Below are 25115 nucleotides of genomic sequence, written 5' to 3'. Positions count from 1 at the left end.
TCAAGAATCGGCACATGAAAAGCTGTTCGGAGTGGGCAGCATCGAGAGATCCGACAGCAGCGAAGCTTCAATCCCGATTCTCCGGCAGCACCTCGATCCAATAGCCATCCGGATCGTTCACGAAGTAGAGTCCCATCTGCTCATTCTCATAGCAGATACAGCCCATGGCGCGGTGATATTCGCGTACGGCATCGTAGTCGCCCGTAGTCCGGACACAGAGATGCACCTCATTCTCTCCCAGATTGTAAGGCTCTTTCCTGTCCCTGAGCCAAGTCAGTTCCAAAAGAAAATGTCCGCTCTCATCGCCCAGATAAACGAGGATGAACGAGCCATCGGCCGCTTCTTTACGCTTCACCTCACGAAAACCGAAAGCGCGGTCGTAGAAGGCCAGACTACGCTCGAGGTCGAGGACGTTGTAGTTATAATGATCGAAACGCGTTGTAAAAGGTCTTTTTTGATTGTCCATGCCTAAAAATCATATTGAATACTTGTCCGAATCGTCCCTGAAAGAAGAAGAAATCAGGAAAACGGACGTGCTAAGGTGACAAAAACATTCCATCCTCCCAAATAATAGCCCTGTTGGAAAGGGCTATCAGCGAACAAAAGAGGTAAATCGCATCATGGCCACGCCATACGGAAACGAGTGCGGCCGTCGGCATCGGTGGTCAAGGAGAAGGACCAGCCGTGGCGGGTCAGTACTTCGCGAATAACGACCAAGCCTATCCCCTGACCATTCGGCTTGGTGCTGAAGAATGGTGTAAAGAGACGGGCGGCGACGTCATCGCTGATAGGCTGTCCGTTATCCTCTACGAGCAGATTGTGACCATCCAGACAGAGCAGAACCGTCTTTGCCTCCGAGGCTGCCATATTTTCATACCCTGCAAAGCTCTCTACCGCATTGCGTAGCAGATTGATCACTACTTGCTCTATCTGCTCGGAATCGCAATGGACAAAGCAGGAATTTTGCTCTTTGCACATCTTCATTTCCACACCCATTTCGGCAGCTAAAGGCTGCATCAGCAGCATGCACCGCTCGCATAGAGATACCAAGTCTACGGAAGATAGGGTAGGATCGGGTAGCTTGACCACTTCGGCAAATCGTGTGATAAAGCGACTCATGGCCATACACCGATCGCGGCAGAGTGCAATGGCCTCTGATACTTCCCCTTCGGGTGTATGAGGCGTGTCGTCGAAAGCATCCCCCACGGCATTCAGCACACCGATTATACCGGCAGTGCTGTTATTGACCTCATGGGCTATCAGCCTGATCAGTTTTTCATAGGCTTCTTTCTCGGCCGAACGCAACTCCTCGGTCAGAGTTTCGATACTGAAAAAGAGACGGCTGAACGATCGATCGTAGAATCTCATCCGCGTAATCCGCCTCACCTCGGCCGTAGGCAATCGCCATGTACGGGACTCTCCTTCGCCCAGCTCGTCCGGATGGAAAGGGATCTTTGCACATACTTCCTCCAATGGTCTTTTGATAGGGATATAATCATCGGGCAAGTCCAACAGTCTGCGAGCGGCAGGATTGACGGACACAACTCGCATGTCGAAATCCAAAACGACGAAACCCACGGGCGAAACATCCATCACGAGCGAAAGGAAATTGTCTCGTTCCTCCAGTCTAAGTCTTTCCCTCTTGAGGCTGTGCATCAGCGCATTGTAAAGCTCTACCACCCGGTCTGCATCCGGCTGACCGACAGGAGCAAGGGTAGTGGCATAGTCCTGCGAACGGAGCATATCCATTCCATCGCCTACGGCTCGTATCGGCAATACCACCTTATTATATAGAAAACCGAGAAAGAAGAGGAGAGCGACCTCTATGGCCAGTATGATGAATAGCCCACTCCTCTCCACCGGAGGGTATAGGAGAGTCATCGCTATGAGCATCAAGGTGAGCGATACTCCTGTCAGGAGCAAAACGCGTAGGGATATTCTGCCCAATCGTTTCATCGTGCCGATTCTGTTTTACACGCCATCATAGTCCGTATTTCTCCATTCGCCGGTAGAGAGCTGCCCGACTCAAACCCAAGGCTCGTGCAGCACGACTGACGTTGCCGTTGTATTTAGTCAGCGTCTCTCGGATGGCAGCCTTTTCCATGTCGGTCAAAGCCCGTTCGTCGGAGCAGTCTGTTGCTGTTGCCTGCAGACCGAAGTCAGCCACATCCCGGGCACTGATTTCTCTCGCTCCCGAGAGCAATAGTGTACGCTCCACTACGTTTTTCAATTCGCGCACATTGCCCGGCAGGGGCATGGCGCAGATACGTCGTATAGCTTCTGCACTCCAACAGACAGGGGACAATCCGCCCGATTGGGCAAAAGCATTGCTGAAGGCTTCCACCAGCAGTGGTATATCCTCCTGACGCTCGCGCAGCGGAGGCAGATGCAGATGTATCAGGTTGATTCGATAATAGAGATCCTCTCGGAAACGTCCCTCGGCTACCATCTGCTCCAAGGAAGCATTCGTAGCCGATACCACACGGACGTCCACTCGGTGGGAGACGCTCTCGCCCAGCGGCTCGAATGTTTGTTCCTGTAACACTCTCAGCAGCTTCACTTGGTTACCGACAGGCAGTTCGCCTATTTCGTCCAGAAAGATAGTGCCGCCATCGGCCAGCTCGAACCGTCCTTTTCTGTCGGAAAAAGCATTGGTAAAAGCTCCTTTCTTATGTCCGAACAGCTCGCTTTCGAACAAACTATCGGGAATCCCACCCAAATTGACCTTGACGAATGGAGCTGAGGCACGTTTGCTCCCACGGTGCAAGGCCTCGGCTATCAATTCTTTGCCCGTACCACTCTCGCCCGTGATCAGCACAGAGGCATGCGTGGGAGCTATGCGGCGTATCTGTTCTTTGATCCTACAGATGGCATCGCTCCGGCCTATGATATGAGCACAGGGGTCATTCCCCTTGATCACCGTTTTCGGCTGACGGGCTGTATCTCTGTTAGACTGTTCCGATGGATCCGCCATAGCTGAGGGAGCAGCCAGATGCAAGGCTGTATCTATGGCACGAAGGAGTCGATCGTTGTCCCATGGCTTGCCGATGAAGTCGAAAGCCCCAAGCCTCATTCCCTCCACAGCCAGTGGAATCGAAGCCCAAGCCGTCATCAGTATGACCGGGCAGGAAGTGAATATCCGCATCTTCTCCAGCAGCTCCAATCCCTCCCTGCCGGAGGTCGAAAGGGAGAAATTCATGTCCATCAGGATCACAGCCGGCTCACGGCCGCCATCAGGATTCCGCACTATGGACAAAGCTTCGTCCGGGCTGTTAGCTAAGACGGGATTATAGCCGGCTCGCTTGAGCACCAGACGCAGTGCGGCACAGACAGCCACATCATCGTCCACGACCAAAATATCGATCAGTTTTTCCATTACACGGTAAAAGTACAAATTGGCATCGAAGCATGGCCTTCTTTGCTAAAGAACTCGATCGGGAAAACAGTTCTTTCCTGCATCGAACTCCACTGATATGGTGCTCTTCCGTTCCTCTCTAGATGCAGATGTCGCCTTTGCCTGGAACTTGTATTGCTTATCTGTGGAATGTGTACCCTGTGCATCCATGTGCTTCGGCAACTGTTTTATCGGAAAGTCGTTATCTTCGTTCGTCAAAGAGATGCCTGTGTATCTCTTCAATACGGTATTTATCATCGTTATGCCCATATCGAAAAGTTATCTTGGCAGACAGCTCCTATGTCTGCTCGGTCTTGCCGCCTCCATCCTTGTGGGTGTCTTGTTGCAGAGTTGCCGAGGCCGTGTGTCCGAAGGGGGGAAAGCCGATAGCATTCCATGCGACTCTTCTGTCGTGTCGGGGCTGCGCTCTGCGGATACACTGCGCGTAGCTACACTCTCGTCATCGACCACCTACTTCGTGTACAAAGATGAAGAAATGGGCTACGAGTACGAACTGGCGAAGCTCCTTGCCGACTCTCTGGGCTTGACTCTAGTCGTAGAGGTAGTGCCCAATGATGAGGCACTCTATGCTGCAGTCGATACCGGTCTGGTCGATATGGCAATTACGCCTCAGGCCGCGACCTTCAAGGGTAAGCAGAAGTATCTCTTCGTCGGCCCCGAAGAAATATCGGGACAAGTATTGGTACAGCGCACCGACGGCAATCCGCGCATAACGAACGTAACAGACCTTATTGGCAAGCCCGTCACGGTCATGGCACATACTCGCTATGCCGATCGGCTCCGGCACCTGAATGAAGAAGTGGGAGGAGGTATCGATTCGCTGATCCTCAGTGGAGATACGCTCACGACGGAGGATCTGATCACGCAGGTAGCCAAAGGGGAAATAGACTACACCTTTGCCGATGAACAGTTGGCACGACTGGCACGAACCTACTACCGCAATATAGACATCAGCATGAGAGTAGGCTTTGGCCAGAGGTTGCAATGGATCGTCCGCAAGGACAATCATTGTCTGGCACGATGGGTGAATCGGTGGGGAGAGTCCATCCCCGACAAGGAATCGTACCGAGCCATACAGAAGCGATACTTCGAGATGAGCAAGAGCAACGATGAGATCGAAGAGGAGCAGTCCGCCCCCCGACCTCGCATCAAGCTGACAAAAGGGAGTATATCACAGTACGATACCATTTTCAAGCACTATGCCGAGGAGCTTCGGCTCGGCTGGTCCTGGCATCTGCTCGCATCCATCGCCTACCACGAATCGCGCTTCAATGCCGGTATCGTAGGTTGGTCGGGTGCCAGAGGACTGATGGGCATCATGCCGAGGACAGGCCGGCGCTTCGGGGCCGACAAACAGGAGCTTTTGGATCCGGAAGTTTCGGTGCGCGTCTCCATCCGATGCCTGTTGGCGTTCAAGAACGAATTTCCCGATGTGACGGATCCGGAAGAAAGGCTCAAGTTTACGCTCGCTGCCTACAATGCCGGTTCGGGTCACGTGGCGGATGCAAGGCGTTTGGCAGCGAAGTACGGGGGCAACCCCAACGTATGGGACAATAACGTGGAAGCATACATCCGCCTCAAGAAGGATCCTAACTACTATAACGATCCTGTCTGTCGCTCCGGCTATCTGCGAGGTACGGAAACGATCAACTACGTACGCAGCGTAATGGCTCGTTATCACGCATACAAACAGAAGGATTGACACTACTGCACCTAAAAACAGCATGTTTCAAGCACAGCACTTGACCAAAAGCTTCGGCGATTTGGTTCTCTTCGAAGACCTCTCTTTCAGTATCGAACGGGGCGAAAAGGTCGGACTTATCGCACGCAACGGCAACGGGAAAACGACCCTGATGAATATCCTCACGGGAATCGACTCACCCGACTCCGGAGAAGTGATTTACCAAAACGGTATCCGCCGCGCATACCTGCCGCAGCTCCCCCAAGTACTTCCGGGCAGTACCGTACTGGAGACCTGCTTCGGACACAACGATGAGATGACCTCCCTGATAGCGCGATGGGAGGAGGCTTCGGCTCGGGGCGATGGCAAACGCATGGAGGAGTTGCTCCCCGAAATGGATGCCCTCGGTGCATGGGAGTACGAGCAGCGCGCACGGGAAATCCTTACTCGTCTGCATCTGAACGATCTGCATCGTGCCACGGACAATCTCTCCGGTGGGGAGCTTAAGCGCATCGCTCTGGCAGGCACGCTCATCGGCAATCCGGAACTGCTGTTTCTGGACGAACCGACCAATCATCTCGATCTGGATGTGATCGAATGGCTGGAGGGCTACCTCTCGCATCAGCAGATCGGACTGCTTCTGGTCACCCATGACCGCTACTTTCTGGATCGCGTATGCAACCGCATACTGGAGCTGGACAACAAACAGCTGTATGCCTACAAGGGCAACTACGAATACTACCTGAACAAACGGGAAGAGCGGCTGGAAGCTGCCGAACGCGAAACGAGCCGTGCTGCCAACCTCCTGCGCCGCGAAGCGGAATGGATGCATCGCAGACCGCAGGCACGGGGTACGAAAGCGAAGAGCCGCATCGATGCCTTCTACGAACTCAAGGAAAAAGCCCAGCCTCGCCACCGGGACGAAACGCTCCACCTCTCGGAGCAGGGCAGATACATAGGCAATAAGATATTCGAAGCTCACAAAGTCTGTAAAGCTTTCGGCGAACGCATTATCCTGAGCGACTTCGACTACACTTTCAGCCGATACGACAAGGTGGGCATCGTAGGGCCCAACGGCGTGGGCAAGACCACTTTCCTCCGGCTGCTGCTCGGCGAAGAAGAGCCGGACTCAGGGTATTTCGATGTAGGGGAGACGGTTTGCTTCGGCTACTACAGTCAGAAGGGTATGCAGTTCGACGAAAATAAACGCGTCATCGAAGCCGTGCAGGACATCGCCGAAGTGATTCGGAACGAAAAGGACGGTACCATCCTGTCGGCATCGGCCTTGCTGACGCAGTTTCTTTTTCCGCCCGAAAAGCAATATACGCCGATTCACAAGTTGAGCGGTGGCGAACAACGCAGGCTCTACCTCTGTACCGTACTGATGAAGAACCCCAATTTCCTGATTCTCGACGAACCTACGAACGACCTCGACATCCTCACGCTGAACGTACTGGAGAACTACCTGAGCGAATTCAAAGGATGCGTGCTCGTCGTCTCGCACGACCGCTTCTTCATGGACAAGGTGGTGAATCACCTCTTTACGTTCGAAGGGAACGGCATCGTGAAGGATTTCCCCGGCAACTACACGCAGTATCGCGAATACAAGCAGCAGGAAGAGGCCGAAAGACAGGCCGTCGAATCTTCCTCCACGACACGCAAGGCGGAAAATGGAAAGCCCCGAACCGACACTGCCGAGCGTCCGCGGAAGCTGACTTTCAAGGAGAAGCAAGAGCTGGAACAGCTCGAAGCCGAACTGCCAAAACTGGAAAAGGAGAAAGCCGAACTGGAATCCCGCATGAGCAGCGGCACGATGTCCACGGACGAACTCCTCACCGCCGGCGACCGCATCGCCGCCCTGATCGAAGAGATCGACAGCAAGGGGATGCGCTGGCTGGAGCTGAGCGACATCTGAACAGAGACGGCATACAGTATAAAACATCAACGATAACGATATGAAACGAACCTTATTTATCTTACTTGTATTCGTGGCCTGCTGTGCGGCTGCGGCACAAACCGGCGAAGTACGCCGCCGCGTCCTGATCGAAACATCGCGGGGCAAAATGACGGTAGAGCTTTTCAACGAGACGCCGATCCATCGCGACAACTTCATCACCCTCGTCCGCAGTGGAGCTTACCGCGGCGTGCTCTTCCACCGTGTCATCGACCAGTTCATGGTACAGTCGGGCAACCTCCTGAGCAAAAACGCCAAGCCACTCGAAGACCTCGGCAACGATACCACGACGCGTACCCTGCCGGCGGAGATCGATCCGTCCAAACACTTCCACCGACGAGGTGCACTCTGCGCGGCGCGACAAGGCGACGACGTCAATCCCGAAAAACGCTCATCGGCCACCCAATTCTACATCGTTACGGGGCGATTCTTCACCGACTTCGACCTCGAACGCATGGCAGAGGAGAAGAAATGCACCTTTTCGGAAGAGCAGAAGAAAGCCTATATGCTCCAAGGCGGCGCACCCCATCTCGATGGCGACTACACCGTCTTCGGCCAACTGATCGAAGGCGAGAAGACCCTCTCCAAGATCGAACGCCAGCATACGGACGAGCGCAATCGTCCCCTGAAAGACGTCGTAATCCTCGATATGACGCTGCTGGACTAAGCCCACTGCCAAACCCGTACAGACGAAGAGGGGGAGCCGACCACGTGCCGGCTCCCCCCTTCTTTTCTCTCTACGTTCAGTGTACCGATCGGTAGAGAGATCATGCCGTTGGGACTGAAAAAATCGCAAGAAAGCCCACTGCCCAAACCTCCAACTGTTCCAAAAGTTACACGACAGACCATTTGGGTCAGGAAAATGCAATTGTTCGTCGGGAAATCTGCATTTCGGCTCCGCAATGCAGTTTGTCCGGCGTGCAAACCTGCAAATCAGACACGAAATTCACCGCTCCAACTTGGAGGAAGACAAATCCGCACCGAAATGCCTTCCTCCAAGTTGGAGCAACCTTTTTCGACTCCACAGTGCAGTTTGTCCGGCGTGCAAACCTGCAAATCGGGCACGAAATTCGCTTCCGCAAATTGCGGGAAAGCATTTCCGAACGAAAAAACCTCGCCGCAAGTTGCGGAACGACAAATTCGCACTGAAAAAGGCCGCCGCAACTTGCGAGAAGCTTTTTCGGGTCAAAGATGTCGTCCCGCAGCTTGCGGCGACCTTTTTCGGCCATGCAATGCAGATTCCCCGTCGAACATTCCCCCTTTTGCCCAAAGCACCCCTAATCCTCTTTTCTCACTGTGAAATGTGGAAAACAATGCTACCCTCCCCGTAAGAGGGGCAGTATCCGAATTATTCTTCCTGTACAACTATCGACTTGTTCTTGAAATACTCGAAACCCAATAATCGGGTTAGCCATTCGGGAAAGTCGGCAGTCGAATATGTTTTACCGATAAGGGCCTGTATTTGTTCGCTCCAATCGGGTCGCAACCGCTTCATTTCAGGGCTTAAGTAAATCATGAAAGGAACACGGCTACGATCCGCCTCATCGATCGGTGTCCCGTCATACGGATGCGTATCGCCCTGTACTCCAAGATTGCCCATATAGATGACAATGGAAGGTGTACTGCTATAGAAATCGATGATTTTTCCAAGTATATGGTCGTGATACAGCAAGAGATTGTGGTATTGGGCTAAAACGTCTCTATCATCAGGCTGTATGTTGTCGAAGACTGTGAAATGACGACGATCAAAAGTCCAAAAGTCCCTGTTGACACGAGACCAAATACTCCCTTCTCCACCTTGTAAATGAATAACACTGAACACGGATTGGCTCCCCTGCCGATAATCGGTCAAATGTTCGAGCACAGCCTCGTCGAGAGGCGAATTGCCGTTCCAGCATTCCTCCGAGGCACGCAGATTGACATGATAGGAAGAGTCGCAATCGGCAGCAAGCTGGGGTACTACATCCAGCCAGGGAGTTGCTTTGGGCGTATTGTCGAGCCAAAAAGTTCGATAACCGGCCAGTCGCATGACTCCGGGCAAAGTGGGATAGACATCCCAGCTGCTTTCGTCTCCGGGGTCGTAATAGGACAGTGCTTGCGCCATGGCAAAGTGGGGCGTATTGTCCGCGGTGTAAGCCTTGTCTAAAATGAACAACTCCTGAGAAGCTATCAGAGAATCGATAGTCGGCGTATTCTTTATATAATGTCCATAGCAGTGCATCAGGTGCGGATAAATAAGCCGGTCATAGACTACGATCACATTGTGAGGAGTGTCGATCGTTCGCTCTCTGTGCAAGTGATTCTCATGAGGGGCTTGGGGATGGTAGTAAATATTGGACAGGGAGATCTCCTTTTGGGCCATCCTATTGCTTAGCCAAAGTCGTTCGGGTAATGACATCGCATTGTAACGAATCCAATTGCTCCGGTAGGCTGCATATATATATTTGGCATGCCATACTCCGAGAAAAATCATCAGTAAAACAAGAACGATCAGCCCCCAACGTCCTCGATGGAAACCCCTGACGGAAGTCGGCATCTTGCCCATCAATATCAATAGCAAAGAGAATCCCTTTCTGACAGACCAAGGCAGCAATCGGGCTATGACAAAAGCGACTAAGAGCAAAAGTAGTCCACGACCAAAAAGCATCGCGTTTCCACCGGACCGGAAGAACCCGATAGCCTCGGATGGATTGGTTGCCAGTATAGGCTGCGCCATGGCTCCGGAAAAAGGAAGGCGGTAAATGTTGATCAGGTAGAAATCCGTGAGGAAAGAAACACAGATATAGACCAGTTCTATACCGATTACAATATTACGTATGATTCTATTAGGGATGAAAGCCGGTACAAGGTAGCCCACCAGAGACCATGCCAGCAATGCCCTCAGCATTCTCATCTGCCCCTGGCTATCGACTCCCATAGCTTGTAGCTCAAGGAGGTTGAAAAATTGGACAAGGAAAAGAAAAATCAGCAGCCAGATCAGTTGATAGAGACGCCTGTCCAATCCTAAAAAGAATGCGCCCATTTGTTTTCGTTCCATTTTCGTCTTATTTGCTTTGATATTCAGGATGCTTGGGTGTAAACTCCGTTAAGGCATCCCAGCCTGTGATAATTCTTTTTCGAGAATAGTCATACTCGTCGCTCCAGAGCTCCAGCAGAGGATTGCTGTAGCTGTTCTTGATGCCCATAAGGGCAGCAAGGGAATTGGGCAGGAGGTCTGTCATGAACGGTTTCCTGTGCGCTGTTTTCACCTTATCGCTTATATCGGGGTTTTCGGCCATAAAGCGAGGACTCATATATACCATAAAGGGGATTTGTAGAGCAGTGGGAGCATTGGCATGCACAATGGCCTGCGAATGTTTGGGATCATCGTAGCGCACCAAACCGTGATCGGAGAGATAGATAACGATGGCAGAAGAGTTCTCATACCGTTTGATGATCTCACCGAGCACATAATCGCTATAGTAGACGGAGTTCATATACTGAGCAGAAAGCTCGTTTTCTTCCAAGGCATGCGATTCGGGGATATCTTTTCCCGAGAATTTGGCATAATCGGCGGGATACCGATCCTCGAATAAGGCATGGCTCCCCATGAGATGAATGATCTGCAGCAGATTTGTGCCACATTGTTCATGGCTCTGAAGCAGTGGTAGTATGGCTTCGTCGTAGGAGTTGTTTTGCTTTCCCCACATCCATGTCGTAGTAGAATAGTGTGTGGTGTAGAAAGTGCTATCGCAAGTTTGGGCGATGGCTGCTACCATTTCGACAAAGAAGCCGCTCTTTTCCTGATTGCTGCTCCAATGTGTGCGGTACCCGGCCGAGCTGAAAGCCCGCGAAAGGGTAGGATAGTCCAGCCAGTCGGTCTCCTGCTCGGTGTTCGTTTGGTGGTATGTAAGCACCGACTTGAGAGATGAGTTGGTATTTGCGGCACAGGTGACCACATCGTCGTAAAGAACCATATGGCCCATAGCGCAGAGAGAGTCTATAACCGGCGTATTAGGCAAAGGATAGCCATAGCAATGCATATCCAGCCTACGAAGAGATTCGCCCATGACCAATACGACGGTATGCGGCTTGCGTTGCGGAGAGATGGAAACATCCCCGAAGGAATGAGAAGTGAGCGATTCCACCATACTGCTCATCGAAGCATTATCCTGTATGGCATGCATCGTGCCCAGTACGAAGCGTTCGCTCAGAGCCAATCGATTGTATGGGGTGGATTCATCCAGCTTGTAAAACTCTTTGCGCGAAGCGACAACGGAAATGATAAAAACGACCGAAAACAAAACAACATATGCACCACGTCCAAATAAATATCGGATGCGACACAGTAGACGGAAAATCAGTCTTCTGCCAATGGATATTGCAGCTAGCAAGAGAAGGATGGCTCCTCCTTTCGCCCACGAAGCAAAGGTGATACCACCCAGGAAATAGCCCGGATTGGCTTCGGATGGATTGTTCGTGTGGAAATGTATCAGAACGCTATCCGTGATAGGTGTGTCCCAGAGCGTCAATAAATGGTATTCGTATATAAACAGGACGGAAAACGGGACAACGATCAAGGCGGTGAGTATATGCCTCAACCATTTGTTAACTGCAAGAGAGGGCAAGATCCAGATGAACGCTGTCAGGGGCAAAGCTCCGGTAAGAAAAGGCAGGAGCCAATCGGTCTTGATCGTCGTTTGATGGTAGAAAAAGGCTGCATTAACGACCTGCAACAATAATAAATAACAGAGTAAAGAGACCGAAGAGTAACTCAAGAGTTTGTTTCTTAAGGCTCGTATATATAGAGAAGATGTTCCGCTACTTTCTGTATGATAAAGTTCCGAATCCTTTTCAGTTTTCATCGTTGTTAAAGTTGGTTGTCGTGCAATACAAAAGTAGATAAAAAAGAAGTTTTATCGGACTTCCTTATCTGATATAGATGGGGCTATTTCGATTCCCTGAGAATGATCGATCTTCTTATCTTTGCCGCCGGTAAAGCTAAGGATAGCAAGCAGATTGCTCTATCCTACACTCTTTACCCGCTCAATACCAATACATTAGATAAACTGCTAATTGCTACCCGACATGTACACCGACTTCTCACATCTCCTCCATCTGCCGATATGGATGCTACGGTCGCATCCATTTCCTCCGTATTCGATGAACACCTTGGGGAATAAAGACTATATGGCTCATCCTGTATAAGGACGAAATACCCTTTCGATACTCCTCCTAAGGGACCGGGCACCTACTGAGTTTGCTGTTAAACTCGGTGGGTGCCTTTGTTTTATCACCTCCCGAATCAGCCTTTTTCAGCCTGCGATTTATATATAAATCATTTACGATCTATATATTTATTGAAATCGTTTTATATATAAATCGAAAACGATCTGTATATAAATAGAAAATGCTTTATATATAAATCGTTATTTGAACTCGTCAAAATCGAAAATCGACCTGTGAAAGTTCGTTTTCTTGTCTTTTTTACCTCGCTTGCCTTTCTTTTTCGGGTGCTTATTTAGAATCATTCCAAACTCCGCTTCGTTGTTGAAAACTTTTTTGGTGTGTAATTTTCGCGAGCAAGCAGCCTTTGTTCACGATGGCTCATATTCGAGTCGTAGTGCCTTTTTTCACCGTTGCCAGAGTCTGGTAACTTGCTTCTTTCAACGCATTTCTTTTCTTATTAGGATATATAACTGTAGGGTGTGACCTTTTTGTTACCTTTGTTTGATATAATTCAGACAGACAGAACAATGATACAAATAGGAGACCGCATTCCGGAGATTCTTGGGATGGATCAAGACGGGAACGAAATCAAAAGAGACGATTATCGCGGCCGAAAGATCGCGCTCTATTTCTATCCCAAAGACAATACTTCGGGATGTACGGCACAGGCATGCAGCTTGCGCGACAGTCATAGCGCACTTCGCGCCGCCGGCTACGAGATTATCGGTGTGAGTCGTGATTCAGCCAAGAGCCATCGCAATTTCCGAGAGAAATACGAGCTCCCTTTTCCGCTGATCGTGGATGAGGAAGTGCGTCTCAACGAACTTTTCGGTGTTTGGGTGGAAAAAAGTATGTACGGACGCAAATACATGGGGACCGAACGAACGACTTTTCTCACGGATGAGGAGGGCGTAGTCACACGCATCATCAGAGGCAAAGAGGTGAAGACCAAAGACCACGCCGGCCAGATACTAAACGGATAATACAGAACAAGAAAAGACATATGGCAGAAGAAAAGATACCCACGGTGCAAGACGAGAAGAAACTGCAAGCCCTGCGAATGGCCACGGAAAAGATAGAGAAGACATTCGGAAAAGGTGCTATCATGAATATGGGAGCCAATACGGTGGAGGATGTAAGTGTTATCCCCTCCGGCTCCATCGGTTTGGATTTGGCTCTCGGTGTGGGCGGTTATCCTCGCGGACGTATTATCGAGATATACGGACCGGAATCTTCGGGTAAGACCACTCTGGCCATCCATGCCATTGCCGAAGCGCAGAAAGCTGGTGGCTTGGCGGCCATCATCGATGCCGAGCATGCTTTCGACCGCACCTATGCCGAAAAGCTGGGCGTCAATGTGGATAATCTCTGGATAGCACAGCCGGACAACGGCGAACAGGCTTTGGAAATCGCCGAGCAACTGATTCGCTCTTCTGCTGTCGATATCATAGTCATCGACTCCGTCGCAGCCCTGACGCCCAAAGCGGAGATAGAGGGAGAAATGGGGGACAACAAGGTCGGTCTGCATGCTCGCCTGATGTCGCAAGCACTGCGTAAGATGACCGGAGCCATCAGCAAATCCAATACGACCTGTATCTTCATCAACCAGCTACGAGAGAAGATCGGTGTTTTGTTCGGCAATCCGGAGACTACCACAGGAGGGAACGCACTGAAATTCTATGCATCCATCCGCATCGACATTCGCAAGAGCACACCGATCAAGGATGGGGAAGAGATCATGGGACACCTGACCAAGGTGAAAGTGTTGAAAAACAAGGTGGCTCCTCCGTTCCGCAAAGCAGAGTTCGATATCGTATTCGGAGAAGGCATTTCGCGTTCCGGCGAGATCATCGATTTGGGTGTAGAGCTGGATATTATCAAGAAGAGCGGATCGTGGTTCAGCTATGGCGATACGAAGCTGGGACAGGGCCGTGAGGCTGCCAAGGAAATGATTCGGGACAATGAGGAATTGGCCGAAGAACTGACTGAAAAAATACGCGAAGCCATTCGCAACAAACATTCATAAAGCAATCTTGGATGAGGAGGCCGAAGGCGTTTGAGCATATCGGAGGCTTTTCGGTCTCTTCCCTTGGATAGTGATGAAGCAACGCTATCGGGAGCTATGCTGGCAAGGAGTGCTCATTCCTCTATACCTGCAGGATTGGTGGCTGGACGCTGTATGCGGTGTCGGCGAATGGATGGCTTTCGTCCTTGAGGAGGAAGGGACGGCTTCAGGCGTGATGCCATGTTATATGCCGGTACCCGGTCATATCAGCATGCCGCCCTTCACCCAGTTTTTGGGATCTTACAGTCTCATAGGCAAAAATGAAGACGGCACAACCTCCTTTCGTACCCAGCGCAGGGTACACGATATGCTGCGCTCCATGCTTCCGCCTCATAAGTCCTTTATGGTACAATACTCCAAGGATTTTACCGATTGGCTCCCCTATTACTGGCAGGGTTACTCTCAGACTACGCGATATACATACAGACTAGATCTAAGCCCGGGGATCGATGTTGTACGGACAGCTATTCGCCCCGACGCCATGAAGAAGATACGTAAGGGGGAAAGAGACGGACTCCGCTACACGTCGGCCACGGTGGACGACCTGCTGCGCCTCTGTCGTATATCCATGTCCCGACAGGAAGCAAAAGGATTTGCATCGCAGACATTGCAACGGGTGGCGGAAGTCACCATCGAAAGACAAGCAGGTGAAATAGTCGGCTGTGAAGATAGCGAAGGGCATCTGCTGGCTGCCGTCTTCCTCGTCCATGATCATGACACAGCTTATACGATTGCTTCCGGCCAGATTCGTGAAGGACAGGGGCGCAATGCCGGAGCTTTTGTCCTGTATGAGGCCATTCGGAGGGCTTGTGAGATGGAAGGCATTCATACATTTGACTTCGAAGGTTCCATGCTGGAGGGGGTAGAAGGATTCTTCCGCTCGTTCGGAGGCGTGCAAACGCCCTATTTCCGACTGTCCAAAGGTCGGATTGGCTTATGTGGCCGACTAAGACGTAAATGGCGGGCCTTTCATGATGCCGGTCAGCAAAAACAGGTATGAATACTGAAGTAATCCACTACATCATTCGCTTTCTGATCGGAGATGAAAGCGGAAGCGATCAGCTCCTCAGCCGCATCGGTTATACCTCGAAGCAGAGCGAGATGTCCCGATACAGCATTGTCATCCGTGCTTCAAACTTCTTCGATTCGGATATTTACGGTACCGATAAGGCTTTTCCCTCGTTACCACTGAAAGAATGGGAGGGCGTACCGCTCCTATTCGGAGAGCCGACCGAAGAGCTGTTGGAAGAGAGCGACACGCTGGTGCTGAATGCCGACATTGTCGCCTCTACATATTTTCTGATCTCTCGCTACGAGGAGATGTACCGGCGTAAACTTCGAGATATACACGGACGATTTCCGGGAAGAGAGTCCTTGCCTTTCAAGGCAGGATTCCTGCAGCGTCCTGTCGTAGATGAATACGGGGCCATCCTGCGTACTAAAATTCGTCAGATGGGCTGGCCGATAAAAGACCCTGTCCCCCATTTTTCCATGGTGAATCTGACGCATGACGTAGACGAACCGTTCGAGTACAGAGGATGGAGAAGCTTTGCCCGAGCATTGATCAAGGAACGCAAATCTCCCTTCAAGGCTTTCCGTCTGGCTTATGCCAATCCGGCAAGTGATCGTTTCTTCACTTTTCCCCGTTTTGTGGATTGGGACAAAACATTGCGCAGCAAAATGCAGGATCGCTGTCGGATTATCTTTTTCTTCAAAACACCCGGAAAAGCCCCACAAGATGCGCCGAACTATTCGCTGAGAAAACCGCTCTATCAACCGCTCCGATCTTTGGTCGAAAACAATGGAATAGTGATAGGACTCCACAGCAACTACTCCGCCGGACTGAACCCCGAGCTGATCGGAAAGCAGCGCAAGCGACTCATCAGTGATACGGGTGCCGCGGTGGACTGCAACAGGCATCATTACCTTGCAGCTCGTGAGCCGGAAGATATGCAAGCTCTGATATCGGCAGGTATCAGACACGATTATTCCATGGGATATGCCGATGTTGCAGGTTTCCGCCTCGGCACATCTCGTCCCGTTCGCTTCATCATGCCTTCCACAAGACGGCTGAGCGAACTGATCCTGCACCCACTTACGCTGATGGACTGTACGCTGGACAGGCGGGAATATATGGGCTTGGATGAAGCTGCAGCCACGAAGTTGTGCGAGGTGCTGCTGAAGCATACTTTCACCCACGGAGGAGAAGCCACACTTCTCTGGCACAACGAATACCTCTCTCGTGACATCCATCCTTGGCATGCCCGTTTGTATCGCGAGGTGTTGCGACTGATAGAAACCATGGAGGAAAAACAGGAGAACGAATCTCCTGACTACGAAACGGCCACCGATCAATGAAACGGGTACTCATCTTCGCTGACATCTTCCCACCGGCTTTCGCTCCGAGAGCAGCCTATCTGACCAAATACCTGCTTCGCTTCGGTTGGGAACCTTACGTAATAACGGAAAAGATGCCTGCTCCGGCATCCCAGTCACATGGCGATGTATTCGGCGGATTCTGCACCGATATTCCGGTAACGGCAATCGATCTCTCTTCACCTTCTTATGCGATCCGTTCAGCTCGTCTGTTCGGCGAATTGCTTTGGGAGCAGAAAGAAAAGCGGTTCTACGAAGAAGCGGTGAAAGCTTTTCCCGACGTCAGATTCGATGCCGTACTGTGTCTTACGTATCGTAAGTTTCCTCTTGCTGCGGCTTGTCGTTATGCACGAGCACATCGATTGCCTTGGGTGGCGGATTGCCGTGATGTGGTCGAACAGTACAGCCGTTACGATTTTCTTCCTCGTGGCAAGCGGCTGCCAAGTCTGCTGATGAGGTGGCTTCGAAGCCGCTATATTTCCCTCCGAAACCGTTATCTCCGCGAAGCCGATCATATAGTTTCGGTATCTCCCTGGCACTGCAATCTGCTAGCAGAAGTTAATCCTCGTACAGAATTGATCTACAACGGCTATGATCCCGAACTTTTTTCTCGAGGATCGCTTCCCTGTGACAAATTCATCCTCTCCTATACAGGACGATTGCTGACTTCGGAAATGCACGACCCTACCCTTTTGTTCGAGGCTTTGGCTTCTGAAGCCCTTCGGGATGTGCGCAAGGAGGGACGAATAGAACTGCACTGGTACGTGGACGATCATTCCCATTCTATCCTGCAACCGCTGATTCGGCAGTATGGCCTGACCGATATGTGCCGCTTTTTCCCGATGGTTCCGGCCCTTCAGGTACCTGAAATATTGCGTCGCAGCAGTATCCTGCTCCAGTTGGGTAATACAGAGAAGCCCGGAGGTCCTCATGGCATAGTATCGACCAAGTTATTCGAGTCGTTGGCCATGGAAAAACCCATCCTGATGGTAAGGAGCGATGAAGCTATCGTGGCAGATATTATATCGAAGGCCGAGGCCGGATTGGCTGCTCGGACGACAGAAGAGGTAGCTACGTTCCTGAACGATCAATATACGCGCTGGAAGGCAGAAGGGGATACATCCCTTCCTAATTCGAACAGAGATTTCATTTCCACTTTTTCACGAAAGGAGCAGGCAGGACAATATGCTCGTCTGCTCGAAACTATTGTCGCTAACTAATTCAGCATTGCATCATGAAGTACCGTGATTTTGCACCGTTGCTTCTTCCCTTGGAGCCTAATACGACAGTTATTGCCGGCCCTTGCAGTGCCGAAAGCGAGGAACAGATAATGACTACAGCTCGTGCACTTAGGAACGAGGCCGGCATTCGTATCTTTCGTGCCGGTCTGTGGAAACCTCGTACTCTTCCCGGTTGCTTCGAAGGAGTGGGAGAAGTCGGGCTGCCTTGGTTAGTGCGTGTACAGGACGAATTGGGTATGCTTGTGGCCACGGAAGTGGCTACTCGCGAGCATGTAGAGCAAGCCATGCAAGCCGGTATCCGAATACTTTGGTTGGGCGCACGAACTACATCCAATCCCTTTGCCGTACAGGAAATTGCCGATACGATAGGAAAGGACGAATCGGTGATTGTCCTTGTCAAGAATCCGATCAGTCCCGATTTGGATCTGTGGACCGGAGCTCTGGAGCGGCTTCGGCAGTCCGGAGTACAACGGATAGGTGCCATCCACAGAGGATTCAGCACCTATGCGACTAAGGCATTTCGCAATCCTCCCCATTGGCAGATCCCTTTCGATCTGAAAAGACGTTTCCCTTCGCTTACCATCCTTTGCGATCCCAGCCATATTACGGGACAGAGGGAGCGGATCGAATCCGTCAGCCAGCAAGCTATGGAAATGAATTTCGATGGACTGATCATCGAATCGCATTGCTCTCCTGACAAGGCTCTAAGCGATGCAGGCCAGCAGATAACGCCCGCCGTTCTTGCTCAAATACTCCGGCACCTGCGTATCCCATGCCGCCAATCCGAGAAACAGGACGAAGAGCTGATCTCTTGGCGCATGCAGATCGATCAGATAGATGAGAATATCGTGGAATTGCTTGCTCGGCGGATGCAAGTAGCATACGAGATAGGTATGTTCAAAAAAGAGCACAATCTGGCTGTCGTTCAGAACCTGCGTTACGAACAGCTCCAACGCAATTGCGCACGCACTGCTGCCCTCTTGGGTTTGGACGAAGCATTCGTATCGGAGCTCTTCAGTCGTATCCATGAGGAATCTGTCCGTCTGCAAACCCTTGCTCCCCAAAAGCCGCACACTGACGACTGCACATCATGAATACTCACCACATCGTTATCAGCATAGGCAGCAACTATGCCGCAGAGATCAATATTCCTGCGGCTATGCGTCTGCTGCGGGGGTCATATCCGACGATCTGCTTCTCCGAGCCCATCGAGAATGATCCCATTGACTTTCCATACCCGTCCGGTCGCTTTACCAACCTGACCGCCCATTTTTATTCGACGGAGGACAGGGAAGAAGTCGGGCGAAAGCTGAAAGGAATAGAATTGCAGTTGGGCAGAACGTATACCAAACCCTTCGATGGCCGCGTAGCCATCGACATCGACCTGATTGCATGGAACAATACAATACTGAAGCATGTTGATTATTCGAGGCCCTATATTCAATCCGGCCTCCAAGAACTGCGTATCAATATCCAAACACAACCCGATATGACGAAAGAATCCAGATCGGAAACATTTTTCCACAGCAAACCGAACAATTGGAACTGCGCACAAGCTGTTCAAAAAGGATTTCAAGATTTGACCGGCATGACCGACGAAGCGATCGAAGAAGAATACCGCCCCAAGGGAGGCGGAAGAGCCGAAGGGGGACTCTGCGGTGCACTCTATTCAGCCAATAGAATCCTCGAGGCTAAAGGGCTGCAACCGGTCAGTCAGGAGTTTCAAGCCCATGCCGGTGGTATTACCTGCCGCGAGCTGAAGGGGGAACTAAAATACCCCTGTAACAACTGTGTCCGTTTAGCCGAAGAGCTTGTCGAACAAAGACTATCCGAATCTCAACCACATGACTGAGTATGAGGATGCGTAAAATCAGCTCCGAGTCAGCTTTTACCTCCATCTTCATCCTTTAAGATTCGTAATTAGTCGTCCCTTAAAATTCTTTTTAATCTCTGATATTCAGCAAATTAGTTTGCGAATATCTTTGCTAAATCTGCAAGTTTTCTTATCTTCATANTCTTCTGAATTGGTACACTTTCGCAAGCGCATTGGTGAAAAGGGGATAGAGCTCATTTTTCAGGAAAGCATTCGTGTCAATAACGAAGATGATGATGACGAGCATCATGACACTGCTTTTATTGATTCGACCGTTCAAGAGAAGAATATCACCTACCCTACAGATGCCAAGTTGCATAAAAAGATTGTCCGTAAGGTTCTGAACATCGTCCACAAATTAGAGTTGCCACTTCGCCAAAGCTATACCTTTGTTCTCAAGCGCATTTATCGCGACCAACGTTTTCGCCATCATTCCAAGAATCGCCAAAAGGCACTCAGAGCGGATAGGAAATTGCGAACCATAGCCGGCCGATTAGTCCGAGAGCTCAAGCGTAATCCGGGAGAGCATTCTAGTACGAATTCGGCAATAAAGTCTGCATCATCCGCTCGGCTACGGGGCTTATTCTTGGTGCCCAATCATTTCGTAATGAGTATGATGGACACACGATAGAAGCCTCGTTGGCACAAGTGGAACGCCTCACACGGAGAAAGATCAAGATACTGGCAGGCGACAGGGGCTATCGGGGTAAGAAAGAGGTTAATGGCACTCAGATTTTAATACCGGATGTTCCCAANTTACAACTTCAAAAGAGCCATGAAGGCTCTTTTGCACCTGCTCAAAATAATAAGCGAAAAGCTAAGCGAGAGACCATCGATGAATGACTTCTCACTTGTAAATGCTTTTTAAGGGATGACTAATTAGTCGTCTCTTAAAAGTCCTTTTATCCACTGATACTCTCTGGCTAAAAGGTTTTTAAGGGACGACTAAATAAGATAAAATAACGGATTTCGACAGCCTCCTCCTTTTTCGTTTATTCATCGGCAAGGCGGGCTTCTTCGAACTTCGCTTTCATCGTGGGATTACCCCGCGTCAGCTTCTTGATGGTGAGGGCTTCGGCTTTGTCGTTCGCTAGGCGGAGGTTATACTCGCTTCCGACCAGGGCATCCTTGATTTTATTCAGGTGCTGTATGGACTTGTCGATCTCATCGATAGCCGTTTTGAATCGTTCGCTGGCAAGACGATAGTTTTTGCCGAATCTCTCCCGAAAATCTTCGAGCTGACTCTCGAAATTCGAAACGTCGATGGATTGTTTCTGTGCGATGGCAAGCTGCTGTCTGTACCCCAGACTCTTTTTAGACGTCTGCACAAGGAGGGTTATCATCGGAATGAAGAACTGCGGACGAATCACATACATCTTGTCGTATCTGTAGGACATATCCACAATACCGCCGTTATACAATTCGTTGTCCGGCTCCAGCAGAGAGACGAGTACGGCAAATTCACAACCTTTGGCCCGGCGGTCGGCATCCAGCTTCTTGAGGAAGTCTTCGTTTTTATGCTTCGTAGCAGTCTCATCGGCTTCGTTCTTCATCTCGAACATGATGGATACGTATTCGGTACCATCTTCGCCGAAATCACGAAAGATAAAGTCTCCCTTCGTGCCTCCTGATGCATCATTATCTTTTTCGAAATAGGCGTTGGGCATAACGGGGCGGAGCATCTGATTGAACTGAGTGGAGCAATGAATCTCTAAGGTCTCCCCTATCATCTTCGTGGACATACGAGCTTTCAGATCTTTGTAATAGTCCACTTCTTCCTGCTTCAACTTCAGCCGAGCTTCATACCGGTCTTTGAGTGCATTCTCCTGAATGGTCGCGTTTTGCTTGTCCAGCTCTGCTGAAGCTTTCAGTAGGGCTATCTCCGCCTCTTTAGATTTGATATCCTCTTGTGCTTTCTGTTGTTCTTTGAGAACGGCGATCTCCAAGGCACTGTCTTTGTCTCTGATTGCAGATTGCAAGTCACTGATTTCTTTCTCTTTTCCTGCTAAGGCAAGGCTTAGATCGGACTGCTTTTTCTGTTCGACGACGTTCAGTTCTGCCTGTAGGCGAACCAGCTCGGCATCTTTCTGTGCAATGGTCGCCTGCCAGTCCTTCTCCATCCGAATCTGCTCCTCGGATTTTTTGTTCAGCTCCTGTTGATACTTGTTCAGGGCATTTGCCTCTATCACCTGTTGCTCGATCTGATGTTGCTTGTGGAGATCAGCGATCCGATGTTCCATTTCGGCTTCGAATTCTGCATTTCGCACTTGACTGACGATAGAAGCATAGTCGGCTTCGTCTACGGTAAAGAAACTACCGCAATGGGGGCATTTCAGTTCTTTCATGGCTCTATCACCATTTCAGTATCAAATCTTTATATCGGTCGCTAAAGTTTTATGCCTTTGCATGTCGGGAGGATGCCAAAGCCAAGATCAGTCCGAGAGCGATGGACAAGAGCGCAGCCACAAAGACGCGGTACTCGGACGGGAGTAAGAAGGTGACCGTATGTGCCGGTATCCAGAAAAAGGGAATGGTCTTGCCAACGACAAAGGTCATAAAACGATTCCAATCCACCCGTTCAACGGCTAAGCGAATGCTTCCTCCCAGGCCTTTGGCTTTGTTCTCCAGATACGTGTCGCTGATGCGGTGAGCAGCCATGAAAGCCGGCCCGAATGTGAGATTCATGGCCGAAGAAATAAGGAAGGCTGTATAGACCGAACTGTCGATGTAGGGGAGTAGTCCTCTTGCGATGATACCGCGTATGCCGGCTTCATACAACCCAAAATTGAAGACGATGAGTATGCCGACGATGCCCCATATAGCAATACGCGCCCAGAGATAAGAGGGACAGGTATATCGTTTGGCTTTGATCCGTCCGGCCACTACTTCACCGATGGTAGCCAAGATGGCAAACTTCAGGAAACCGATATAATAAGGATAATGGCGGCTGAGGGAATTGAATGTTTCCGATGTCCAAGGGGAAAGCATAAGCCCCAGCATCAGGATAATGATCAGAAGGATGAGTAGATCTCCTTTTTTCATTGTAGCAGTTTAGTATTTGGCTTAGGGATGAAAAGAAAGAGGCTGTGCTTTCGTTTGGCTTTGGGACCTGAAAGCACAGCCTCATCTATTGCTGTATTACATGAGACCGCGGGCACGGAGCAAATCCTTGATATCAGGTTTTTGCAGACCGGTGAATGCGGTGAAGATCGTATTGAAATCCTGCGTATTGCCACGCGAAAGAATCATATCGCGAAGGCGTTGTCCATTTTGGGAAGTCATGCCACCGTTTTGTAGCATCCATTGGTAAACGTTGTTATCCAGCACTTCACTCCACAGATAAGCATAGTAACCGGAGGCATAGCCGTTGCTCCAGATATGGCGGAAATAAGAGGAGCGATAGCGAGGAGGTATCTGCAGATTGTAGAGACCGACCTTGCGCAGAGCTTCTTCTTCAAACTTGGCTACATCGGTAATGGCTTCCGCCTCTTCGACCGTGAGCGTATGCCATGCCTGATCGAGGCTTACGGCTGCAAGATTCTCTCCCAGAGAATAAGCTTGATTGAAGTCGCTCGCATCCTGAATCTTCTTCACCAGTTCGGCCGACATCGGCTCTTGCGTCTTCCAATGCTTGGCGTAGTTGGCAAAGACATCCGGATCCATAGCCCAATGCTCGTTGAGCTGAGAGGGCATCTCTACGAAGTCACGCGCGACATTCGTGCCGGAGAGCAAAGGGTACTGCTGAGCAGCAAACATACCGTGCAGGGCATGGCCGAATTCGTGGAAGAGAGTGGTCACCTCATCATAGTTGATGAAAGAGGGCTGACCGTCAACGCCCTTGGCATAGTTGCAAACGTTGTAAATCACGGGCTTTTGGTTCAGCAGGTAGCTCTGGTCTACCCAATTGCTCATCCATGCACCTCCGCTCTTGGTCGAACGACGATAGAGGTCGGTGTAGAAGAGTGCAAGCTGGTTGCCGTCGCGATCGATAACGTCGTATACACGCACGTCTTCAGCATAGACGGGCAGGTCGGTACGCTCTTTGAATGTGAGACCGTAGAGTTTGTTGGCGGCAAAGAATACTCCATTCTTGAGGACACTGTCCGTCACAAAGTACTGCTTCACTTCGTTCTCGTCAAGACCGAATTTTTCCTTGCGGAGCTTGTCGGCATAGTAGTTCCAGTCAGCAGCCGTGAGGTCTCCTTCAAAACCCTTGGAGCGGGCGTAAGCCTGGAGTTCAGCAGCGTCCTTCTGCGCTTGTGGAGCATAGGGCGTAGCTATCGACCTGACAAAAGCGAGCACCGTCTCGGGATTTTTGGCCATTTGATCCTGAAGCTTCCACGCAGCATAATTAGGGAAGCCGAGAAGGCGAGCCTTTTGTGCACGAAGCTTAGCCAGACGAAGTACGATGGACTGCGTGTCATGGGCACCGCCTTTGTCCGTACGATGGATGGAAGCCTCCAAGACGCGCTGGCGAATAGTACGATCGTTCAGCACAGAGAGATAATCCTGCTGTGTGGTATTGGTGATATTCAGCAGATATTTGCCTTCGTGTCCGGCAGCCTTAGCATCGTTTGCAGCCTTCGCTATCTCGGTCTCGCTGAGGCCATCGAGAGAGTCCTTGCTACCTACGACTACAGCTGCGGCATTGGTGGCAGCGATCAGCTTATTGCCGAATTCGGTAGTCAGCGAGGCCTCTTCCTTGTTCAGCTCCATGAGCTTGGCCTTGTCCTCGGCACTCAGGTTGGCTCCGGCACGAACAAAGGCGTCGTAATACTCTTGGATCAGCTTTTGTCCTTCGGGTTCGATGGCCGATTTGTCACTTTCGTAGACGGCTTTTACCCGTTGGAAAAGTTTGTTGTTAAGATAGATGGCATCCCTGTGTGCAGCAAAAAGAGGCGACACTTTCTCTTCGATTTTCTGCAGTTCGTCGTTCGTATTCGCACCCGTGAGACCAAAGAAGACGTTGGAAACGCGCCTAAGCGTCTGTCCCGAACGCTCCATGGCGACAAGCGTATTCTCGAAAGTGGGAGCTTCGGAGTTGTTCACGATCGAATCGATCTCGGCCAACTGTTGCTCCATACCGGCTTCGAAAGCAGGCATGAAGTGTTCTGTTTTGATTTTGTCGAATTCGGGTGCTTCCATGAAGAGAGCACTGGTCTGCAGCAGAGGATTGTCGGAGAGATTGGCATCTCCTTTACGGCTGCCACTACATGCTGTGAGCATTGCCATAATACTGATTGCAAAAACGATTTTTTTAGTCATTGATTGGGGGTTTGTGAGATGAAACATTAGTAATTCC

General features: G+C 50.5%; 19 protein-coding genes and 1 pseudogene. 12 read left to right on the top strand and 8 right to left on the bottom strand.

The window, feature by feature from the left end; translation table 11 throughout:
- Nucleotides 1-67 precede the first annotated feature (67 nt).
- From HQ50_RS07020 to HQ50_RS07010, 3 genes are all read right to left on the bottom strand, one after another.
- Nucleotides 68-466, bottom strand: coding sequence for a VOC family protein (locus tag HQ50_RS07020; RefSeq protein ID WP_039429299.1), 399 nt, complete (start codon nt 464-466; stop codon nt 68-70).
- Nucleotides 467-618: 152 nt separating this feature from the next.
- Nucleotides 619-1956, bottom strand: coding sequence for a PAS domain-containing sensor histidine kinase (locus HQ50_RS07015; RefSeq protein ID WP_039429298.1), 1338 nt, complete (start codon nt 1954-1956; stop codon nt 619-621).
- Nucleotides 1957-1981: 25 nt separating this feature from the next.
- Nucleotides 1982-3376: a sigma-54 dependent transcriptional regulator gene (locus HQ50_RS07010; RefSeq protein ID WP_039429295.1), complete on the bottom strand. Its 1395-nt coding sequence runs from the start codon at nt 3374-3376 to the stop codon at nt 1982-1984.
- Between the two features lie 241 nt (nt 3377-3617).
- Between HQ50_RS07010 and HQ50_RS07005 the strand changes: the two genes are divergently transcribed.
- Genes HQ50_RS07005 through HQ50_RS06995 form a run of 3 tightly spaced genes read left to right on the top strand, consistent with a single transcriptional unit; the run spans nt 3618 to nt 7717 of the window.
- The gene (locus HQ50_RS07005) at nt 3618-5117 is read left to right on the top strand and encodes a transporter substrate-binding domain-containing protein (protein WP_235317952.1); all 1500 of its coding nucleotides are present in this window, start codon (nt 3618-3620) and stop codon (nt 5115-5117) included.
- A gap of 22 nt (nt 5118-5139) precedes the next feature.
- Nucleotides 5140-7011: an ABC-F family ATP-binding cassette domain-containing protein gene (locus HQ50_RS07000; protein WP_039429292.1), complete on the top strand. Its 1872-nt coding sequence runs from the start codon at nt 5140-5142 to the stop codon at nt 7009-7011.
- A 40-nt stretch (nt 7012-7051) separates the two neighbouring features.
- Nucleotides 7052-7717: a peptidylprolyl isomerase gene (locus HQ50_RS06995; protein ID WP_039429291.1), complete on the top strand. Its 666-nt coding sequence runs from the start codon at nt 7052-7054 to the stop codon at nt 7715-7717.
- A 681-nt stretch (nt 7718-8398) separates the two neighbouring features.
- Here HQ50_RS06995 and HQ50_RS06985 read toward each other — a convergent pair.
- Both HQ50_RS06985 and HQ50_RS06980 read right to left on the bottom strand, forming a co-directional pair.
- On the bottom strand, nt 8399-10087 hold the full coding sequence (locus tag HQ50_RS06985) for a sulfatase-like hydrolase/transferase (RefSeq protein WP_018965621.1): 1689 nt from the start codon (nt 10085-10087) through the stop codon (nt 8399-8401).
- Between the two features lie 7 nt (nt 10088-10094).
- Nucleotides 10095-11894 (bottom strand): phosphoethanolamine transferase, encoded by a 1800-nt coding sequence (locus tag HQ50_RS06980; RefSeq protein ID WP_081960062.1) that lies wholly within the window; start codon nt 11892-11894, stop codon nt 10095-10097.
- 102 nt (nt 11895-11996) lie between these two features.
- On the opposite strand from HQ50_RS06980, the gene HQ50_RS06975 reads away from it, so the two are divergent.
- The 9 genes and pseudogenes from HQ50_RS06975 to HQ50_RS06935 form a co-directional block, all read left to right on the top strand.
- On the top strand, nt 11997-12212 hold the full coding sequence (locus tag HQ50_RS06975; RefSeq protein WP_039429285.1) for a hypothetical protein: 216 nt from the start codon (nt 11997-11999) through the stop codon (nt 12210-12212).
- Nucleotides 12213-12785: 573 nt separating this feature from the next.
- Nucleotides 12786-13241: a thioredoxin-dependent thiol peroxidase gene (bcp, locus tag HQ50_RS06970; protein ID WP_039429284.1), complete on the top strand. Its 456-nt coding sequence runs from the start codon at nt 12786-12788 to the stop codon at nt 13239-13241.
- 20 nt (nt 13242-13261) lie between these two features.
- Complete coding sequence (recA, locus tag HQ50_RS06965; protein ID WP_004584116.1) at nt 13262-14284, top strand: recombinase RecA; 1023 nt, start codon at nt 13262-13264, stop codon at nt 14282-14284.
- A 73-nt stretch (nt 14285-14357) separates the two neighbouring features.
- Entirely contained in the window at nt 14358-15323 is a 966-nt protein-coding gene (locus tag HQ50_RS06960) for a GNAT family N-acetyltransferase (RefSeq protein WP_039429282.1), read from the top strand.
- Nucleotides 15320-16681 (top strand): polysaccharide deacetylase family protein, encoded by a 1362-nt coding sequence (locus HQ50_RS06955; protein ID WP_039429280.1) that lies wholly within the window; start codon nt 15320-15322, stop codon nt 16679-16681. Before HQ50_RS06960 ends, HQ50_RS06955 begins: the two co-directional genes overlap by 4 nt.
- Nucleotides 16678-17919 (top strand): glycosyltransferase, encoded by a 1242-nt coding sequence (locus HQ50_RS06950; RefSeq protein ID WP_039429279.1) that lies wholly within the window; start codon nt 16678-16680, stop codon nt 17917-17919. The genes HQ50_RS06955 and HQ50_RS06950 overlap by 4 nt, the downstream gene beginning before the upstream one ends.
- Before the next feature lie 14 nt (nt 17920-17933).
- Entirely contained in the window at nt 17934-19034 is a 1101-nt protein-coding gene (locus tag HQ50_RS06945; protein WP_039420806.1) for a chorismate mutase, read from the top strand.
- Nucleotides 19031-19792, top strand: a complete 762-nt coding sequence (locus tag HQ50_RS06940) for a C-GCAxxG-C-C family (seleno)protein (RefSeq protein ID WP_039429278.1) — start codon at nt 19031-19033, stop codon at nt 19790-19792. The genes HQ50_RS06945 and HQ50_RS06940 overlap by 4 nt, the downstream gene beginning before the upstream one ends.
- Nucleotides 19793-19955: 163 nt before the next feature.
- Nucleotides 19956-20566: pseudogene (locus tag HQ50_RS06935) on the top strand (IS5/IS1182 family transposase); the annotation flags it as partial.
- Between the two features lie 239 nt (nt 20567-20805).
- Here the strand turns inward: HQ50_RS06935 and HQ50_RS06930 are convergent.
- The 3 genes from HQ50_RS06930 to HQ50_RS06920 all read right to left on the bottom strand — a co-directional run bounded on the left by HQ50_RS06930 (nt 20806) and on the right by HQ50_RS06920 (nt 25078).
- Nucleotides 20806-22158, bottom strand: a complete 1353-nt coding sequence (locus HQ50_RS06930; protein WP_039429277.1) for a DUF2130 domain-containing protein — start codon at nt 22156-22158, stop codon at nt 20806-20808.
- 49 nt (nt 22159-22207) lie between these two features.
- On the bottom strand, nt 22208-22855 hold the full coding sequence (locus HQ50_RS06925) for a hypothetical protein (RefSeq protein ID WP_039429276.1): 648 nt from the start codon (nt 22853-22855) through the stop codon (nt 22208-22210).
- Nucleotides 22856-22951: 96 nt separating this feature from the next.
- Complete coding sequence (locus tag HQ50_RS06920; RefSeq protein WP_369794174.1) at nt 22952-25078, bottom strand: M3 family metallopeptidase; 2127 nt, start codon at nt 25076-25078, stop codon at nt 22952-22954.
- Nucleotides 25079-25115 lie beyond the last annotated feature (37 nt).

Origin of the sequence: Porphyromonas sp. COT-052 OH4946, assembly GCF_000765965.1 — a bacterium.
Lineage (GTDB): Bacteria > Bacteroidota > Bacteroidia > Bacteroidales > Porphyromonadaceae > Porphyromonas > Porphyromonas gulae.
The sequence above is the reverse complement of the archived record's forward strand: the minus strand, read 5'-3'. Positions and strand labels throughout refer to the sequence as shown.

Excerpts from the sequence above, each read along its gene's own strand:
- HQ50_RS07020 (WP_039429299.1), bottom strand. The coding sequence starts at position 466 with ATGGACAATCAAAAAAGACCTTTTACAACGCGTTTCGATCATTATAAC.
- HQ50_RS07015 (WP_039429298.1), bottom strand. The coding sequence starts at position 1,956 with ATGAAACGATTGGGCAGAATATCCCTACGCGTTTTGCTCCTGACAGGA.
- HQ50_RS07010 (WP_039429295.1), bottom strand. The coding sequence starts at position 3,376 with ATGGAAAAACTGATCGATATTTTGGTCGTGGACGATGATGTGGCTGTC.
- HQ50_RS07005 (WP_235317952.1), top strand. The coding sequence starts at position 3,618 with ATGCCTGTGTATCTCTTCAATACGGTATTTATCATCGTTATGCCCATA.
- HQ50_RS07000 (WP_039429292.1), top strand. The coding sequence starts at position 5,140 with ATGTTTCAAGCACAGCACTTGACCAAAAGCTTCGGCGATTTGGTTCTC.
- HQ50_RS06995 (WP_039429291.1), top strand. The coding sequence starts at position 7,052 with ATGAAACGAACCTTATTTATCTTACTTGTATTCGTGGCCTGCTGTGCG.
- HQ50_RS06985 (WP_018965621.1), bottom strand. The coding sequence starts at position 10,087 with ATGGAACGAAAACAAATGGGCGCATTCTTTTTAGGATTGGACAGGCGT.
- HQ50_RS06980 (WP_081960062.1), bottom strand. The coding sequence starts at position 11,894 with ATGAAAACTGAAAAGGATTCGGAACTTTATCATACAGAAAGTAGCGGA.
- HQ50_RS06975 (WP_039429285.1), top strand. The coding sequence starts at position 11,997 with ATGATCGATCTTCTTATCTTTGCCGCCGGTAAAGCTAAGGATAGCAAG.
- bcp (WP_039429284.1), top strand. The coding sequence starts at position 12,786 with ATGATACAAATAGGAGACCGCATTCCGGAGATTCTTGGGATGGATCAA.
- recA (WP_004584116.1), top strand. The coding sequence starts at position 13,262 with ATGGCAGAAGAAAAGATACCCACGGTGCAAGACGAGAAGAAACTGCAA.
- HQ50_RS06960 (WP_039429282.1), top strand. The coding sequence starts at position 14,358 with ATGAAGCAACGCTATCGGGAGCTATGCTGGCAAGGAGTGCTCATTCCT.
- HQ50_RS06955 (WP_039429280.1), top strand. The coding sequence starts at position 15,320 with ATGAATACTGAAGTAATCCACTACATCATTCGCTTTCTGATCGGAGAT.
- HQ50_RS06950 (WP_039429279.1), top strand. The coding sequence starts at position 16,678 with ATGAAACGGGTACTCATCTTCGCTGACATCTTCCCACCGGCTTTCGCT.
- HQ50_RS06945 (WP_039420806.1), top strand. The coding sequence starts at position 17,934 with ATGAAGTACCGTGATTTTGCACCGTTGCTTCTTCCCTTGGAGCCTAAT.
- HQ50_RS06940 (WP_039429278.1), top strand. The coding sequence starts at position 19,031 with ATGAATACTCACCACATCGTTATCAGCATAGGCAGCAACTATGCCGCA.
- HQ50_RS06930 (WP_039429277.1), bottom strand. The coding sequence starts at position 22,158 with ATGAAAGAACTGAAATGCCCCCATTGCGGTAGTTTCTTTACCGTAGAC.
- HQ50_RS06925 (WP_039429276.1), bottom strand. The coding sequence starts at position 22,855 with ATGAAAAAAGGAGATCTACTCATCCTTCTGATCATTATCCTGATGCTG.
- HQ50_RS06920 (WP_369794174.1), bottom strand. The coding sequence starts at position 25,078 with ATGACTAAAAAAATCGTTTTTGCAATCAGTATTATGGCAATGCTCACA.